Annotated in this window: 18 protein-coding genes, 1 pseudogene and 1 riboswitch; of the genes and pseudogenes, 7 read left to right on the top strand and 12 right to left on the bottom strand. The window is 40.2% G+C overall.

What is annotated here, in order from left to right; all coding sequences use genetic code 11:
• Positions 1-13: 13 nt before the first annotated feature.
• The 3 genes and pseudogenes from EKM69_RS07810 to EKM69_RS07800 form a co-directional block, all read right to left on the bottom strand.
• Positions 14-889, bottom strand: a pseudogene (locus tag EKM69_RS07810) (aldo/keto reductase).
• Between the two features lie 146 nt (positions 890-1,035).
• Positions 1,036-1,599 carry a GNAT family N-acetyltransferase gene (locus EKM69_RS07805; RefSeq protein WP_125709855.1) on the bottom strand — a complete coding sequence of 188 codons (564 nt, stop codon included), beginning with the start codon at positions 1,597-1,599 and terminating at the stop codon, positions 1,036-1,038.
• Positions 1,600-1,808: 209 nt separating this feature from the next.
• Positions 1,809-2,471 carry a GNAT family N-acetyltransferase gene (locus tag EKM69_RS07800; protein WP_225423867.1) on the bottom strand — a complete coding sequence of 221 codons (663 nt, stop codon included), beginning with the start codon at positions 2,469-2,471 and terminating at the stop codon, positions 1,809-1,811.
• A gap of 225 nt (positions 2,472-2,696) precedes the next feature.
• Between EKM69_RS07800 and EKM69_RS07795 the strand changes: the two genes are divergently transcribed.
• The gene (locus tag EKM69_RS07795; protein WP_191988690.1) at positions 2,697-3,179 is read left to right on the top strand and encodes a GNAT family N-acetyltransferase; all 483 of its coding nucleotides are present in this window, start codon (positions 2,697-2,699) and stop codon (positions 3,177-3,179) included.
• Positions 3,180-3,231: 52 nt separating this feature from the next.
• Here the strand turns inward: EKM69_RS07795 and EKM69_RS07790 are convergent, their stop codons facing one another.
• Positions 3,232-4,206, bottom strand: a complete 975-nt coding sequence (locus EKM69_RS07790) for an SIR2 family NAD-dependent protein deacylase (RefSeq protein WP_191988689.1) — start codon at positions 4,204-4,206, stop codon at positions 3,232-3,234.
• Positions 4,206-4,889, bottom strand: coding sequence for an SIR2 family NAD-dependent protein deacylase (locus tag EKM69_RS07785; RefSeq protein ID WP_125709851.1), 684 nt, complete (start codon positions 4,887-4,889; stop codon positions 4,206-4,208). The genes EKM69_RS07790 and EKM69_RS07785 overlap by 1 nt, the downstream gene beginning before the upstream one ends.
• Before the next feature lie 163 nt (positions 4,890-5,052).
• On the opposite strand from EKM69_RS07785, the gene EKM69_RS07780 reads away from it, so the two are divergent.
• A complete protein-coding gene (locus EKM69_RS07780) occupies positions 5,053-5,649 on the top strand; it encodes a TetR/AcrR family transcriptional regulator (protein ID WP_125709849.1) in 597 nt (198 codons plus the stop codon).
• Positions 5,650-6,184: 535 nt separating this feature from the next.
• Here EKM69_RS07780 and EKM69_RS07775 read toward each other — a convergent pair.
• Both EKM69_RS07775 and EKM69_RS07770 read right to left on the bottom strand, forming a co-directional pair.
• Complete coding sequence (locus EKM69_RS07775; RefSeq protein WP_125709848.1) at positions 6,185-7,168, bottom strand: aldo/keto reductase; 984 nt, start codon at positions 7,166-7,168, stop codon at positions 6,185-6,187.
• Between the two features lie 62 nt (positions 7,169-7,230).
• A complete protein-coding gene (locus tag EKM69_RS07770) occupies positions 7,231-7,806 on the bottom strand; it encodes an SLAP domain-containing protein (RefSeq protein ID WP_125709846.1) in 576 nt (191 codons plus the stop codon).
• A 110-nt stretch (positions 7,807-7,916) separates the two neighbouring features.
• A riboswitch (TPP riboswitch) is annotated at positions 7,917-8,005 on the top strand.
• A gap of 98 nt (positions 8,006-8,103) precedes the next feature.
• Here EKM69_RS07770 and thiW point away from each other — a divergent pair.
• The 3 genes from thiW to thiE are packed head-to-tail and all read left to right on the top strand — an operon-like array spanning position 8,104 to position 10,062.
• Positions 8,104-8,640, top strand: a complete 537-nt coding sequence (gene thiW / locus EKM69_RS07765; protein ID WP_125709844.1) for an energy coupling factor transporter S component ThiW — start codon at positions 8,104-8,106, stop codon at positions 8,638-8,640.
• On the top strand, positions 8,618-9,457 hold the full coding sequence (locus EKM69_RS07760) for a hydroxyethylthiazole kinase (protein ID WP_125709842.1): 840 nt from the start codon (positions 8,618-8,620) through the stop codon (positions 9,455-9,457). Before thiW ends, EKM69_RS07760 begins: the two co-directional genes overlap by 23 nt.
• Positions 9,454-10,062, top strand: coding sequence for a thiamine phosphate synthase (thiE, locus tag EKM69_RS07755; RefSeq protein WP_125709840.1), 609 nt, complete (start codon positions 9,454-9,456; stop codon positions 10,060-10,062). Before EKM69_RS07760 ends, thiE begins: the two co-directional genes overlap by 4 nt.
• Before the next feature lie 29 nt (positions 10,063-10,091).
• Here the strand turns inward: thiE and EKM69_RS07750 are convergent, their stop codons facing one another.
• Positions 10,092-10,544: a macro domain-containing protein gene (locus EKM69_RS07750; protein WP_125709838.1), complete on the bottom strand. Its 453-nt coding sequence runs from the start codon at positions 10,542-10,544 to the stop codon at positions 10,092-10,094.
• A 112-nt stretch (positions 10,545-10,656) separates the two neighbouring features.
• Positions 10,657-11,529, bottom strand: a complete 873-nt coding sequence (locus EKM69_RS07745; RefSeq protein WP_125709836.1) for an aldo/keto reductase — start codon at positions 11,527-11,529, stop codon at positions 10,657-10,659.
• Between the two features lie 84 nt (positions 11,530-11,613).
• Here EKM69_RS07745 and EKM69_RS07740 point away from each other — a divergent pair, with 84 nt between their 5' ends.
• Positions 11,614-11,835, top strand: coding sequence for a hypothetical protein (locus EKM69_RS07740; RefSeq protein WP_125709834.1), 222 nt, complete (start codon positions 11,614-11,616; stop codon positions 11,833-11,835).
• Positions 11,836-12,062: 227 nt separating this feature from the next.
• Here the strand turns inward: EKM69_RS07740 and EKM69_RS07735 are convergent, their stop codons facing one another.
• Positions 12,063-13,052, bottom strand: coding sequence for an Lreu_0056 family protein (locus EKM69_RS07735; RefSeq protein ID WP_125709832.1), 990 nt, complete (start codon positions 13,050-13,052; stop codon positions 12,063-12,065).
• 132 nt (positions 13,053-13,184) lie between these two features.
• On the bottom strand, positions 13,185-14,186 hold the full coding sequence (locus EKM69_RS07730) for an Lreu_0056 family protein (protein WP_125709830.1): 1,002 nt from the start codon (positions 14,184-14,186) through the stop codon (positions 13,185-13,187).
• 121 nt (positions 14,187-14,307) lie between these two features.
• Between EKM69_RS07730 and EKM69_RS07725 the strand changes: the two genes are divergently transcribed.
• On the top strand, positions 14,308-14,772 hold the full coding sequence (locus EKM69_RS07725; RefSeq protein WP_125709828.1) for a hypothetical protein: 465 nt from the start codon (positions 14,308-14,310) through the stop codon (positions 14,770-14,772).
• 42 nt (positions 14,773-14,814) lie between these two features.
• Here EKM69_RS07725 and EKM69_RS07720 read toward each other — a convergent pair whose 3' ends face one another.
• A complete protein-coding gene (locus EKM69_RS07720) occupies positions 14,815-15,468 on the bottom strand; it encodes a DUF4767 domain-containing protein (RefSeq protein WP_225423866.1) in 654 nt (217 codons plus the stop codon).
• Positions 15,469-15,646 lie beyond the last annotated feature (178 nt).

The raw sequence follows: 15,646 nt of genomic DNA, 5'->3' as shown, positions 1-15,646 counted from the left end.
AAGGATAAAAATTCTAGTCATTAGCATGAACATCAAAAGCGTTCAACAACATATCTTGCACACCGTCAGCATCTGGATCATGCATTCCTGCACCGTTTTTATCCAGTACACGGATAGCATCCATTTCGTCTGATGTTAATTCAAAGTCAAAAATATCTTTATTCGATTCGATTCTTGCTTCGTGAACTGACTTAGGGAAGACGATGATGCCTTCCTGGTGTTCAAAACGTAGGATAACTTGACCGACATCTTTGCCATATTTAGCAGCCATGTCTTTCAAGATTGTTTCGTTGAACAAGTCTTTATCACCTTGGCCTAATGGACCTCAGGCTTCAAGTGTGACGTGATTTTCAGCTATCAACTTGCGCAATTCCTTTTGTTGGAAGTATGGGTTGTATTGAACTTGGTTGACACTTGGCATGGTGTCGAAGCTTGGCACGAACTTATTCCAGATCTTAGGTGTCATATTTGAAACACCAATTGAGCGGATTTTGCCAGCTTTTTTAGCTTCTTCCATAGCTTTCCAAGCTTCATCAACTTTGCCATAAGGCTGGTGGATCAAGTAAAGATCCATATAGTCTAAGCCGAGTTTTTGCAGTGAAGTGTCGATGGCTTTTTTCGCATCTTCATAGGCGAAATCTTGTAACCATAATTTTGAAGTCACCCAAATTTGCTCACGAGGAATGCCGCTGTCTTTGATAGCCTTGCCGACTTCTTGTTCGTTGAAGTAGACCACAGCAGTGTCGATGTGACGATAGCCTAGCTTGAGGGCATCGCTAACTGCTTGATAAGTTGTGCCATCAGCTGGGATCTGGAAAACTCCGAATCCGAATGATGGGATTTCTGTACCGTCGTTTAATTTAAATGTGGGAATGTTTGTATTTATCATTAAGAATCTCCTTTATTGCTTTCGATGAATCTAGTATAAGGCCTGCGTTTTGATAAAAAAATTACTTTAAAGCTATGGAAGCATACGTATGACGTATGCTAAATCCGATTAAAAAATCCTTACTGGTCATAAACCAATAAGGATTTTTACATAGCTTCTTGAATGTAATTTTCAGGTAATTTGCTATAAGGAATAAAAGCACCCGGATGCTCCGGGTCTCCCAAGCGTTTTTGAAGCCAAACGACATCGTACCATTCGCCAAACTTATAGCCAAAGTCGATGAATCTGCCCGTTTGTTCGTAGCCTAGATGTTCGTGGAATTCAATGCTGTTTTGATTCTTCTCGGTTACGCAAACAGCAAGGTTGACGACGTTTTGCCTCGCCAACTCCTTTTCTAGAGCGGCGTACAATTTCTTGCCAGCTCCCAATCCTCGGGCCTTTTGGTCAACATAGATGCTTTCTTCGACTGTCCAATCGTAGGCTTTGCGCTCGCGCATTCGATGTGCATAAGCATATCCTACGACGGTCCCCTCTTCCGTTTCAGCGACGATGTACGGATAATCTTTCAAAGTAGTCGCAATGCGATTCTCAAATTCGGATACTGTTGGTACTTCATATTCAAAAGTAATGCTCGTATCCAGGACGTATGGCGCGTAAATTTCCAAAAGTCTTTGCGCGTCTGCTGTAGTAGCAAGTCTAGTTCTTAACATAATACTTTCCCTCGTACATATAAAATATAGAAGCTAATTATATAACATGTAATGGGTAAAAAACACTACTTTTTTAAAAAATATTTTCGGGCTCTCAGGCCTATTGTGACGGGGTTCACAGAGGTATTAGTCTTGCTCAAAATAGTAGCCATCGAGCGTGGATTTTTGCATAAAAAAACAGCCTGGAAAATTATTCCAGACTGCTTTTTCTAGCCGTGATATTCTTTGGTCATCGTGATCAACTTGTTAAATATAGGTTGCGACTTGATCCCAACGATTTTTTCTTTCGGTGGAAATTGCTGGTCGAATTTCTCGGTGGCAACTTCATCGATTGTAAATCGTGGGTCTTCAAAATATTGGCCTGATTTATCTAATAGAAACGTCTCATCAAGTGGCAAAACCTGATGTGCTGTGGCGAAGACATTATCACTCGTTCTAATTTGATATTTTTCAGCGGGGACAAAGCCAACTCTCTTATAAAAATTGGGGTCACCAAAAATAAAAATAGCACGATAACCCATCTGATAAGCAATTTGTTGCGTATGCTTGATCAAGGCTGTGCCAATGCCTTGGCCTTGATACTTCGGCAAAACGCCGATCGGTCCCAAACAAAGTACGGAAACTTCTTCGCCGTTATCGGTCTTAATGATACTTTTTGTGTAAACAGCATTCCCGATAATTTGGCCACGATGTTCCGCTATAAAATCGAGCTCTGGAACAAAAGCATCGATGTTTCTGATTTGATGCAATAAATAATGTTCCGCACAACCAGGGGCAAATTGGTTCCAAAATGCCTCTCGAGTCATGTTCTCTGTCTCTGCATAGTCAGCAACAGTTTCGTTTCTTAATGTAAAATCTATTTTTTCTGTCATTGTATTCTCCTGAATTGTTTTGCAGAATACAAAAAATTGCAGTGTGCCTGCACAAGGATTAGTATCTTGCGATACCTTCTGCGGTAATACCGTTGATCCTTAGTCTTAAGCAATCATCAAGCGGTTCCTCCAAAAATTTATTAATACGAAAGTACCACGGATCCTAATTTCAGTCAATTTTCCCAAAATATGCTAAAATATGGCATTATTTCCTGGAGGCAGATCATGATCATTAGACCTATTCAAAAAAGCGACAATCAAACTATCAAGCATATTTTGCAGACTGATTTAAAAGAGGCTCATCTCGATATTCCTGGGACAGCTTATTTTGATGACAACTTGGATACTCTGAATGATTTTTACGATGACAACCCTCAACGTGGCTATTTCGTGGTTGTTGATGATGACGGTCAAGTTGTTGGTGGTGCTGGTTTTGCTGAATTTGATCTGGATGCTGGGATCGCTGAACTGCAAAAATTATACTTAGACAAATCTGCCACCGGACATGGCTTGAGCTACCGATTGATCGATACGGTGGAAAAGCACGCCAAAGAAGCTGGCTACAAAAAGCTTTACATCGAAACGCATCATAACTTAAAAGCTGCCATTCACATTTACCCAAAAGCCGGTTTCACACGACTCGACGGTCCTATTAAACAAAGCCACCACAGTGGTGCAATGGACGGTTTTTACGTTAAAGACATTTAAAGAACATAAAAAAACCTCGCGGTGACTTTAGTTAGTCACTACGAGGTTTTTGCTATCTTCCTAATTCAACACGGACATCGTGCAATGCTTGACCAAGGTCAGCTTTAATAGCTTGACCCTTGTCTTCGATTTGTTCAGGCAAGAATTGGTAATCACGATTGATCATGATGTCATAGGCACCTGGGAATGAGGTCGTCAAAGCCCAAAATGGTTCTTGGATGAACATTGGTGTCAAACGACCAACACCGAGTTCAAGGAATAATAATCTGTCGTGATTTGAGTGTTGGATCAAATCGTTTGAGATCTTGTTGTATTCTTCATGATACTTAGTTCCTTCAAGGAAAGTTCCGTAGCCACGGACCCAAGGGAACATCTCTGCACCACAGTGAGGACATTTAGGGATCAACTCTGTTGGCACCTTAGTTCCATCACCCATCGCTTCTTTCATTGCAGCTACTGGTCCAACGGCGTCATATACTTCATCGGTACAACGTTGTGAGCATTGGAAATAGCGGTGGTCGCCTTGGATCTCGGCTACCTTATCCTCAGGGAAAGCCTTGATAGCTTGAGTATCTTGGTTAGTCGTCACAATGAAATAATCCTTGTGCTGCAAGATTGCTTGCAAGTCCTTGTATGGCGAACGGATCTCAGCGTGTTGAGTCGTGTATAAGAAAGTTGCTAAATATCCCCAAAATTCTTCACGAGTTTCAAACGGATATGACATCCCCGCAAAAGCTCCTGGCATCTTATATTTTTCAGCAAAGGGACCAAAATATTTTTTGAAAGAATCGTTATTTTCATAATAAAAATCACCACCACCAGCAGCGGATAATCCGGAAGCTGATCCGACAATGATGTGCTCAGCTTGTTCGACTTTTTGAGCGAAGATCTTGATTTGCTCATCGTAAGGTAAAGGTTCTTTTTCCGTCAATTTGACTGGTGTCGACTTTCTCGCATATGCCTCAAAGTAGTTTTGATAGTTCATTTGTGTTTGCATGACTAATTTTTCATAGACTGATTGTTCCATTATTTGACCTCCAAAAGTAATTGTTGAAAGTTTGCTCCAATGTCACCTGTCAAAGTGGCTGCTCGATCCTCAATATCAGGTAAAACGTTGATTTCTTGAGGCATATTCATCGTTAAATATTGCCACTCTGGATTGTCGGCAACTAATTTCATCAGTGGACCTTTGATCATCTGATTGCGGGCACCAATACCTAATTCCAGTTGCAATACGTTGTCATTTTTATGATCAGCCACAAATTTTTCAAAACGTTCCTGCTGTTTTTCCCAGGTGGAAGACTTCATCTCCAACCCGTCAAAATTACCTTCAACTTCAAAAATTTTATCTTCGTCAAAGCCGTTCATTTGAAAATGCGTGTCAGCATTAGATGTGACCACGAAGTAGTCTTTGCCAGAAACTAGTTCTTTCAAATCGGCAAAAACCGATGTTGGCTGATAGTCATCGATCAAATATTGACGAACTTTACTCATAAATACGTTGTGATCTGCTTCAGGAATTTGAGCGAAAACACCTTGGATCAAACCGTTGATCCCATATAGGGCTTTAAATTCATTGAAATATTTCCGAAAATTTTCATCATCGGCAAAAATGTTATATCCTTCGGCAATCGACAAGCCATTACTAGCACTGATCAAAATTGCTGGACTGTTTTTTATCATTTCTTGTGCTTGTTTGATAGATGTCATCAGCAAACTCCTCTGTTTCATTATTTTTGAACAAGTTGTACAATGGACTACAACCTGTATCGGACTTCTTTGAAGATACTAAAAAATAAAGTGAAACTTAATAACAGTTTTCCCAAATTGACCGATTGATGGACACTTTGCAAAAACTGTCTAGGAGATTTTTATGGACCGTAAAACTGACCGCCGTACAACCTACACAATCAACGTCATCAAAGATGCCTTTTTAGAGTTGATCAACGAAACAACCTACAGCCAAATGACCGTCACTTCCCTATGCAAAAAAGCCGAGATCACTCGCTCGACTTTTTACTTGCACTTTAATAATTTGACCGACGTCTTAGATGACATTTTATCTGATATTTTTGCCTTCGATAACGAGAGCAATCTTGTTATATCTGACGAAGATGCCGTTAATATCGACATGCTAAAATCCAATGAATCACTCTTACCAGCTTGCCAAAGAGTCGGCAACTCATCGAAATATCAACAACTCTTACTAGACCCCGCCTTGAGCGAGTATATCATTGGCAAAATTATCAAACACGAACGCCCCCGAGTAGTCCCTTCAATCCAGCGCCAGACCGGACTCTCAAATGCGGATGCCGACGTCTTGTTCAACTACGTTATCCACGGATCATTTGCCATCAACAAGCGCCACAAATTCGTCAAAGATGACGAATGGTATCGAGAATTGCAGCTGCTGAACCAATTCTCATTAGCTGGTTACAAAGCCATCAAAAAAAGCACTGATCTTGGATAGGATCAGTGTTTTTAACTATTGTGAAAAACTTTAAAGTATGCAAAGTCGGACACGGTGATGTCTGCCTCTTGAAAACATACTCTAATTGCAGGCCAGCAAGTGACGACTTGGTGGTTTTGCCTATCTCATCGCGGGTGTTATCACAAAAATATTACGCTTATACTAGCATGAGAAAAACTGAATATATTCGAAAAATTATTCTACATTTTCTAAAAACGATAAAAAATCAAAATGTGATGATTAAAAGTGCATTACATTTGTCAAAAACGCCGAAAAATTAAAATGTGCTGCTTAAAAGCTCATTACATTTGCCAAAAACGCCGAAAAATTAAAATGTGCTGCTTAAAAGTTCATTACATTTGCTCAAAACGCCGAAAAATTAAAATGTACTGCTTAAAAGTGCATTACATTTGCTCAAAACGCTGAAAAATTAAAATGTACTGCTTAAAAGTGCATTACATTTGCTCAAAACGCCGAAAAATTAAAATGTACTGCAAAAAAAAATCCATCCTACCAAAGTAGAATGAATATATTTTTACCATTTATAATGAACCGGATTCTTAATGTATTCATCGTAAACATCTGCTACGATTCCCATTTGTTCGTGCGTCAAGGCCGGCATGTCGGAAGCGATGGTATTTTTTTCGATCTGTTCAGGTTTTGATGCTCCTGGGATAACTGTGCTGACTGCATCTGACATTAAGATGTAGCGTAAGGCCATGGCTGCCAATTTGTCTCCGGCACCTAGACGTTTCTTCAATTCGTCGGCTGCTTTGACACCAGTTGCGTAGTCGACTCCCGAGAAAGTTTCTCCAGCATCGAATTCTTCACCGTGACGATTCGTTGTTCGATGGTCGTGGGCACCAAACTTAGTATCAAGGGTGTACTTACCAGTTAACAAACCACTAGCTAATGGCACACGGGCGATGATTCCGACATCGTGAGCTTTAGCCATTTGGAAAAAGTTTTCTGCTGGGCGTAAACGGAACATGTTGTAGATGATCTCGACTGAAGAAATATCGTAGTCTAAAGCTTTGATACCTTCTTCGATTTTTTCCACGGAAACACCGTAGTTTTTGATCAAGCCTTCTTTTTTCATTGGGTCCATCGCAAAAAATACTTCCGGACGATAAAAAACAATCGTTGGTGGACAATGCAATAAGACGTTGTCGAGTGCATCGACGTCTAAATTAGTTAAACAGTCTTCAACAAACTTACGCAAGTTTTCCGGCGTGTAGCCACTGGCAACGTGAGGATCAAGGCGACGACCGATTTTAGTGGAAACAAAAACCTTATCCTGTTTGCCCTTCAAGAATTTGGCGATAGCTTGTTGGCTCTTGCCATCTTGGTAGACATCAGCCGTATCAAAGAAGTTGACTCCTTGATCGTAAGCTTCTTCCAGAGTTGCTAAGGCATCTTTTTCTGAGAAGGGATCACCCCACTTAGAACCGAGTTGCCATATACCTAGTGATATCTCACTGGCATTGAAATTAGTATTACCAAAACGACGATATTTCATGGTAGTCCTCCTAATTGATTAGTACCTCAAGTATATAGCCTCGACTGAACTCGAAGGCAAGTCTATTGTTGAATGCCGGATACTTGGTCGATATCTTCAGAACTGACGTATCTATCGGTAGAAACTAAATAGTAAGTAACCCCGTTGTCCATGTTATCGATCTGTTTGTTGGTATACCAAAGACTGTCACCAGCAAGCTTCTCGTTAGATACTTCGTTTAAATTGCCGTCATACAAAGGAATGTTAGCATTATCGATCGTGTGGACGACTAACTCACCGTAACTAGTATTTAAATCTGGTGTCTCACCGACAACATCGTCAGAAATGATGTATTGGTTGTCACCAAATTGATAAAACATTTGACCAGTCCGATTGTTCGTGCGGATAGATGTTACGTGATAATCCGTATCTGCATCAACTGATTGACGTTCTTGAATCACACCGTTCTTATCATAAACCGGCATACCTAGTAAGCCTTTAGTATGGATAGTTTGATCGGTCGTCTTTTCGGTCCATGTCTTTGCTGGTACTTGAGTCGTTGCTTCATCGGTATTAGCTGTAGCAGCGTTGACAGTTCCAAGACTTCCTAAAAGTAATGGTGCAATTAATAATGTTAGACTGATGGTTAATTTTTTCATGCTAACCCCTCCTGTTTATGTGATTATTTTAACACTTTGATATAAATATATTTGTTAAAAAATGTCATGATATAGCTCTTGATCAATGCTATACTTAAACCACATTTGAATAGAGACATTTGGGGTGCACACAGCTGAGAATATACCCATTGAACCTGAAACAGTTAACGCTGGCGAAGGAAAATGCGAACCGTTTGAACACGGTATTTTTGTGCCCACCGATTTTTTCGGCGGGCTTTTTCTGTTGGTGGACATCCCAGGTCTTTTTTCAAAAAAAAGCTAGAGGGAGTTTTACACATGAAAAATGCTTCAGGGGTACAAAAAATGACGATGTTAGCGATCATGATCGCCCTAGATGTCGTCTTATCACCTATTTTCAGAATTGAAGGAATGGCACCAATGTCGAGTGTCTTAAACGTTATCGGTGCGGTGATGCTCGGTCCTTTTTACGTTTCGATCATGGCTTTAGTTTGTGCGGTGATCAGAATGACGATGATGGGAATCCCACCATTGGCTCTAACAGGCGCCTTTTTTGGAGCACTTTTAGCAGGTTTAGGTTATAAATTTACCGGCAAAATCTGGGGTGCCGTCCTCGGTGAGATCATCGGGACCGGCTTGATCGGTTCACTCTTATCTTACCCAGTCATGGTCTGGTTCACCGGTTCAAGCAATGGCATGTTCTGGTTCTTATACACACCAAGATTTTTCGGTGGGGCCATTTCCGGTTCGATCATCGCCTACATCGTTTTATTCAAGTTGAAAAATACTAGTCCATTCAAACGTGTACAAAAATTATTTGGAGGCTTGATCAATGATAATTTACAGCCCAAATAATTATTTTTACCCATTTGTCGAAGACGTATTACCTTTACCAAAATCACCACTAGTTCAATGCATTACTAATGTCATCACAGTCGAATCGGTCGCCAATGCGGTCCTTTACATTAATGCCAAACCGGTCATGGCTGATGAAATACCAGAATTCCCTGAATTCATGAAACAAAGCGATAGCTTATTTTTGAATCTGGGACATCGTTTTTACGGTGAACACAACGTTATTTTAGAGGCTGCCAAAATGGCACAAGAAACTAAGACACCGTTTGTCGTCGACTTGGTTGGGGTCGCTGCTGCCAAAGGCCGTAACGACTTGGCACATCAATTAATGGAATATCACCCCACCGTTGTTAAGGGAAACATCTCAGAAATGCGGGCTTTTTGTGGTCTGAAGAGTGGTGCTCGTGGAGTTGATACGTTAGCAGAAGACCAAAGCAACAACGCACTTCACTCCTTGATCAATGCCATGAAAGAAGTCGTTACCAACCAACCAGATGTCATCTTACTGGCCACTGGTAAAAAAGATCTGATCGTTTCGAAGAAGTATTCCGTCTTTTTGAAAAATGGCACAACGCAGCTAGACCGTTTTACCGGAACTGGTGACATCGTCGGTGCCATGATCACAAGCATTATCGGAGCGGGAATTGAACCAATCAAAGCTACTATTACCGCCGTCAGTTACTTGAATCTTTGTGCTGAAAAAGCCATGAAGACGACCTTAGGGTTAGCCGACTTCCGTCAAGAAACACTCAATCAATTGTCGTTATTGATGAATCAAACTGAATGGTATCTCGACGTTCGAGGTGGCTCAATATGATCGACTACCGATTGTACTTAGTGACCGCCCGTTACGACTATTCGGATGAACAATTTTTAGACATCGTAGAAAATGCCTGCCAGTCAGGGGTAACTTTAGTTCAACTTCGAGAAAAAACTGGCACGACTAAGGATATTTTTCGGTTGGCAAAAGCCGTCAAAAAGATCACTGACCGATACGATATCCCACTGATCATCGATGATCGAGTCGACATTTGTCTAGCGGTTGATGCAGCTGGAGTTCATATCGGTTATGATGAACTTCCGGTCGATCTAGTCAGAAAATTGCTCGGACCAGATAAGCTTTTAGGCGTTTCTGCAAAATCAGTCGAACGTGCGATCGAAGCACAAAAACAAGGTGCTGATTATCTCGGTGTTGGGGCGATTTTCCCCACAACGACCAAAGTCAAAACTTATCGGACCTCGATGGAAACACTCAAAGAGATCATATCTTACGTCGACATCCCAGTCGTAGCAATCGGTGGCATCAAGACCCACAATGTAAAACAGTTTTCAGGAATAAATATAGCCGGCGTTGCCGTGGTCAGTGAGATCATGCAAGCTGACGACATCGCTGAAACGGTAGCTCAATTGAAAGATTATTAAGACTTTTGAAATGACCCTTTATTTTAGGGTCATTTTTTATTTGGAAAAATATGTACAAACACCGTGATCGGCAAATCTGCTAAATATTTTTCCATCAACGGCTTAACTTCATCTTCCCAATTTAATCCACCGTTTCCGACACCTAATTGTGGAAAAGAGATTGATTCAACATCTTTTTCTTGGTAAGTTTCCACAAACTTATCCAACCCTTGCTCGATATAGGCTATTTTAGACGGTTCTCGCCAATCTTTTTTCGTCGGAAAATTTAAGATCCACTTATCTTCGGACTTAAATAAGTATAATTTTCCCACCGTTAGCGTTTCATCCAAACAATATTTTCGATAGTCTGGATACATTTGTGGATACTGTTTTTTAAACTCTAAAGCTAATCCCTTTCCCATGGCACCCACGGTATTAACTGGATTAACTAGGACCTGTGCTGGACTCTGAAAAATATCGGTTTCGACGTATTTGATCGGCATAATTTCCTCCTTAGCTTCATAAATAGATTACGCCAGAAAATTTCAGAATTACTTCCGATCGAATAAAGCCATCAAAAAAAGCCATATCTTTTCAGATATGACTTAATCCTCGCTATTTTTCTAACCCTGATAGTTTTTCGAAATCTTCATCGCTCAATTCAACATTGGCAGCGTTGAGATTGTCTTTCAAATGGTCTTCTGAACTAGTTCCGGGGATCGGAATGATATTATTTGAACGTTTCAATAGCCATGCTAAAGCGATTTGAGCTGAAGATGCATTATACTTTTTAGCAATGTCGTTTAATGGGCTGTCGGCTTTCGTCAAATTCCCCGTATCGAGTGGGAACCATGGTAGAAAGGCCATGCCTTCTTTTTCAGCATAGTCGACGATCGCATCGTCACCCTTGTGATGTCCAACATTGTACATATTTTCCACGGCATCGATCTTAGCAACTTTTTGCGCGGCTTTTAACTCATCCAGTGTAACTTGGCTAACACCAATATGCTTGATCTTACCTTCATCTTGCAACTTCTTCAATTCACCGATTTGGTCTTCGATCGGATAGTGGTCGTCGATTCTGTGCAAGAACAACAAGTCTTCGTGATCACGATCGAAGAGACGAAGTGAAAGTTCAACTTCTTGGCGCAAAAAAGCAGGTGCACCAACTGGTGTCCATTCATTTTCGCCAGTCCGAACTTGACCTACTTTATCAGAGATAAAAATCTTATCAGAGTCAGGATATTCCTTCAAAGCTTTGGCCAAGTATGTGTCAGCATGCCAAGGACCGTAAGAATCAGCGGTATCAACAAAGTTAACACCGAGGTCAAATGATTTCTTGATCAAGTCGACTGCTTGGTCAGGATCCTTATATGGACCCCAAACACCGTTACCGGTTAATTGCATCGTGCCGTAGCCTAAGCGGTTGATGATGAAGTCTTTATCAAATTCAAAAGTTCCAGCTTTAGAAGCACTAATTTCGTCCATTAAAAATCCTCCTTTAGGATAAAAATGTATACGTGATTATTAACTATTTTTTAGTCACAACGATACGGTAAAACAAAAAAGATAATGATTCAAACAATTGCTTTGAAGATGTTTGCAAGGAAATTGCTTGTGGGATTATTTGATTTGATTTGGTTTGGTTGGGATAGTGGTAATAGTTTTGATGGACGTTCATTGCCGGTTCCAGGGCGGGGCGCTATATGGGATTGGAACGTAGCCGACATCGATTTGAACTACCCGAGAAGTTCACTCGGGCATTTCAAATACGAGTCTTATTCTAAGCGGTAAACCGCTAAGAATAATCTGGCTACTGAACCCATATAGCGCCCCGCCCTTCCACCTAGATAGTGTAGCAATTTCCCTTTTTTTTGAGTTTTACCGATTTTTGATGGTAAAATCGGCACTTTTAGTGCTTCCTAATTTGCACTTGTCTATCTCAGATCTATTCTGAAGAGTAAGACCTTGAATGCAAAAAATCTCATTCTTTTTCTGAATGAGATTTTTCTTTGAACTTATTACTGTTCTTCGATAATGTCAGCGGCTCTTTGTACTTGCTGTTTTTGATCATCTGTTGTGTAGTATTTTGAAATTAATTCTTCGAGACTTACTGTGCTTTCCTTCATGCCTGATTCTGCCATTGATTTTCCTGGTTGTAAATCGTGAATCCAGTAATGAACTGTGTCTCCTTCTAGTTTGTATGTCATTTCTGATGCCATATTTCCTAAATCGATTTCATATCGGCCATCATCTGTGGTGTACATAAATACTGGATGTTCATCATTTGGTTCATAGCCTGGATTTGTATAAGCAAACGTCATGATTCCAATTAATTTTGGATCAGTCATGGTGATGTCGGCATCGCTTGGTTTTTTGATGTCGTCTTCCTTTGGTTGATAATTCTTCATATTTCCGACCATTGGATTTTCATATGGTTGGTTCTTGGCGATTTTTGAGAAGTCGCCTTGTAGTTGTGCTTCATTGTCCTTTTCAATTACTGGTTTGGAGCTTTGGCTTTTGCTGATCAGGACGACTGGCTTTTTCTTGTTGAAGGCGAAGAAGTAGGTTTGGTGTGATGGTAGGGCTGATTTTTCGTTGTCGTAGTCGTAAATGGCTACTACGTTGTAATCATATTTACCGTTTCCTTGCTTGCTCCAACCGATTGTATCCTTGGTGCCATTGACTTTTGCCTTTGAAAAAGCTGCTGGGTAGGTTACTGACGTTGAGGCTACTAGCTTGCCTTTCCCGTTGTATTGATTTAATGCCATATTTCTTGAACCCGAAAAGGCTTCCATGTATGATTGAAGCTTTTTTTCTTTGGAATTATTCCACAATGCTGCTGACTTCTTTGTGGATGAATCCTTGGATTTCTTATTGCTAGACTGACTCATTTTCTCACTCTTTGCCGAGTTGTTTTGGTGCGTGGAATTGTTTTGACCTCCGCAACCAGCTAGTGCCAAGGTTGATAAGGCTAGCACGATTGCTAGACTGAAATGCTTTGCTTTCATTTTGGATCCCCTTAAATATGATATTTCCCCCTAAAGTCTGATTTAAGTTTAGGATTGTGAGGTCGGGAAAGCAACGCATATATGAATATATTTATAAAAAAAGAACAGCCTCTCAGCTGTTCTTCAAAAAATTTAATCGTCTTCTTCTAAAATGGAATCCATTGGTTTTACAATTTGATCAACCTGTTTCTTTTGAGCAGGGGTTGAATAATATTCATTTTGAAGATCACGGATACTATATGGAATATGTAGATATGGTGCCTCGGCAGCAGATTGACCACCACTAAAGTCTTGCTTCAAGAAGATTACCTTATCTCCCTCAATTAAATACCCAGTATTGAATGCAGATGTACCTATTCCCATCCAATAACCGCTTTGATTATGCATTACTCCTAATCCTTGATCAGCAGTTATTTCTCCATGGTAGCGTACTTTAACACGAAGAAGATATCCAATCAGAACTGGATCTTGAATGAGTGGATCTTCCTTGCTATTTGATTTTGCCCTAGATTCAGATTTTGAATTAGACGTTGTACTATTTGAGGTTGAACTACTAACCGCATAAGAAGTGCTATCCCCAGCAGCAATCTCAGCAAATGTGCTCTTAACATCTGTATTAGCAGTTTCATGCAAGTTAGGCATTCCATCTCTGCTTTGATCGACTAATGCAACTGGTTGGCCGTTATGAAAGGCGAAAAAATACGTAATATGATTAGGTAGAGGTGGTTGTGTTCCTACATAGTTATAGATTGCTACGACGTTGTATTCATATTTTCCAGTTCCATCTTTGCTGTAACCGATCGAGTCGTGAGTGCCTTCGACTGTTACTTTGGAAAAGTCGTCTGGATAAGTAAATCCTGTTGATGTTTCGATCGACTTTTTACCATTGTACTTGTCGTAATTTTGATGCATGGTTGGTGCCCATTCGTTGATGAAATCTTTGAGTTTTTCATCTTTTTTCGAATTCCAAAGGGCATTGCTTTGTTTGTCCTTGTTGGAATCGGATTTCTTGCTGACGGATGTGGTCGACTGCTTTGATTGTGAGCTGGATTGGTTCGAGTTGCCGCCACATCCAGTTAGAATCAAGCCAAGTGCCGCAACAGTTACGGCTAGTTCAATTCGTTTGAATTTCATAATTTCCCCCTATATCCCCTAATGTATACGTTAAGTTTATGCCTGAACTGCGTCGTTTTCAAATAAAAATATAATTATATTTATAACTACCTTGCAACTCTAGGAAAAGACGAGGAAAATCATGTCTCGAAAAAATCTGAAAAAAATCGGTGCCCTCAAACGACACCGATTCCGTGGGACCTTTGAGAAATATGGCTTTAAATATAGTGACTGGAAAAAGCAACACGCCAAGCCGACTTTGTTGCTGACGGAAATTTATTTGATCGGTGAAGACAAAATCGAATTAATCAGTGATCATATTTGGTTAAATTTGACCCTGGGATTTAATCGACTAGGCATTTTAACTAAAGGCGATGTTGTCGGCTTTGACGGTCGAGTAGCAACTTATCAGAAAGGATATTACTTGAAGGGTTACTCCAAAGACTACAAAATATCGCATCCTTCAAAAGTCATTTTGGAAAAATCTGTTCGAACTGAGCACGAAAAATTCCCTGAGCAAAATCGTGATATTTGTAATATGATTTACGACTTTTATAGAGATGATTACTTGAGCCGTTCCATACCTAAACCGTATATAGAATATTAAAGCTCAAACTAAAAAGCCGACTATGTCGACTTTTTGTATGGCTTACATATTGGCGATTCTAGCAAAATTATTCTTCACGTCTTGATTTTGAGTTTCAAATGCTCGAGGTCCTCCATCGCGACTTTCATCGACCAATGCTATTGGTTGTCCATTATGAAATGCGAATAAATAAGTGATTCGACCAGGGAATGGTGGAACGGTTTTGTTGTAATTATAAATAGCAACTACATTATAATCATGTGAGCCATTTCCATCTTTACTCCAACCCAAATCGGCGGTTTCCCCATTAACTGTGGTCCGAGATAAGTCTTGGGGGTATACGGCCCCAACTGAATTTCTCAAAGAATTTACCCCATCGAACTTCTCATAAGTCTGATGCATCTTCGGTGCCCAATTATTGATAAACTCCTCTAACTGCCGATCCTTGCCATCGTTCCACAAGGTATGAGCTGAAGTCTTATGTCCCGATTTTTTACTGTTCGATCGATGGTACTCAGTTTTTTGTGATGATTCTTGATTCCCATCTTCTTCTGTTGATTCATTATCTTCAGATGACTTGTCGAAATGATTCTTGTAACTAACTGTCAGATCCTGCTTATCGGCACTAGCTGATTTATTTGCACCATTGCTGCAGCCCACCAAAAGTAGCACACAACTAGCCATTGCCGCAAAAAATATTAACCTCAAATTCTTCATCGAATTCCCCCACGTCTTTTTTAAGATGATAACTAAAGGTTGAAAGATGAATATAACAAAATAACCCCGGCATACCGGGATTTTATTGTATAAAAATAGACATGAGCTTACTCATATCATTATAATTAAGGCGTCGAAACCAATTACAAAGGAGTATTCATGTCCATGTCTATTTTAC

The sequence above is a fragment of the Companilactobacillus zhongbaensis genome (genome assembly GCF_003946515.1).
GTDB lineage: Bacteria > Bacillota > Bacilli > Lactobacillales > Lactobacillaceae > Companilactobacillus > Companilactobacillus zhongbaensis.
The sequence above is the reverse complement of the archived record's forward strand: the minus strand, read 5'-3'. Positions and strand labels throughout refer to the sequence as shown.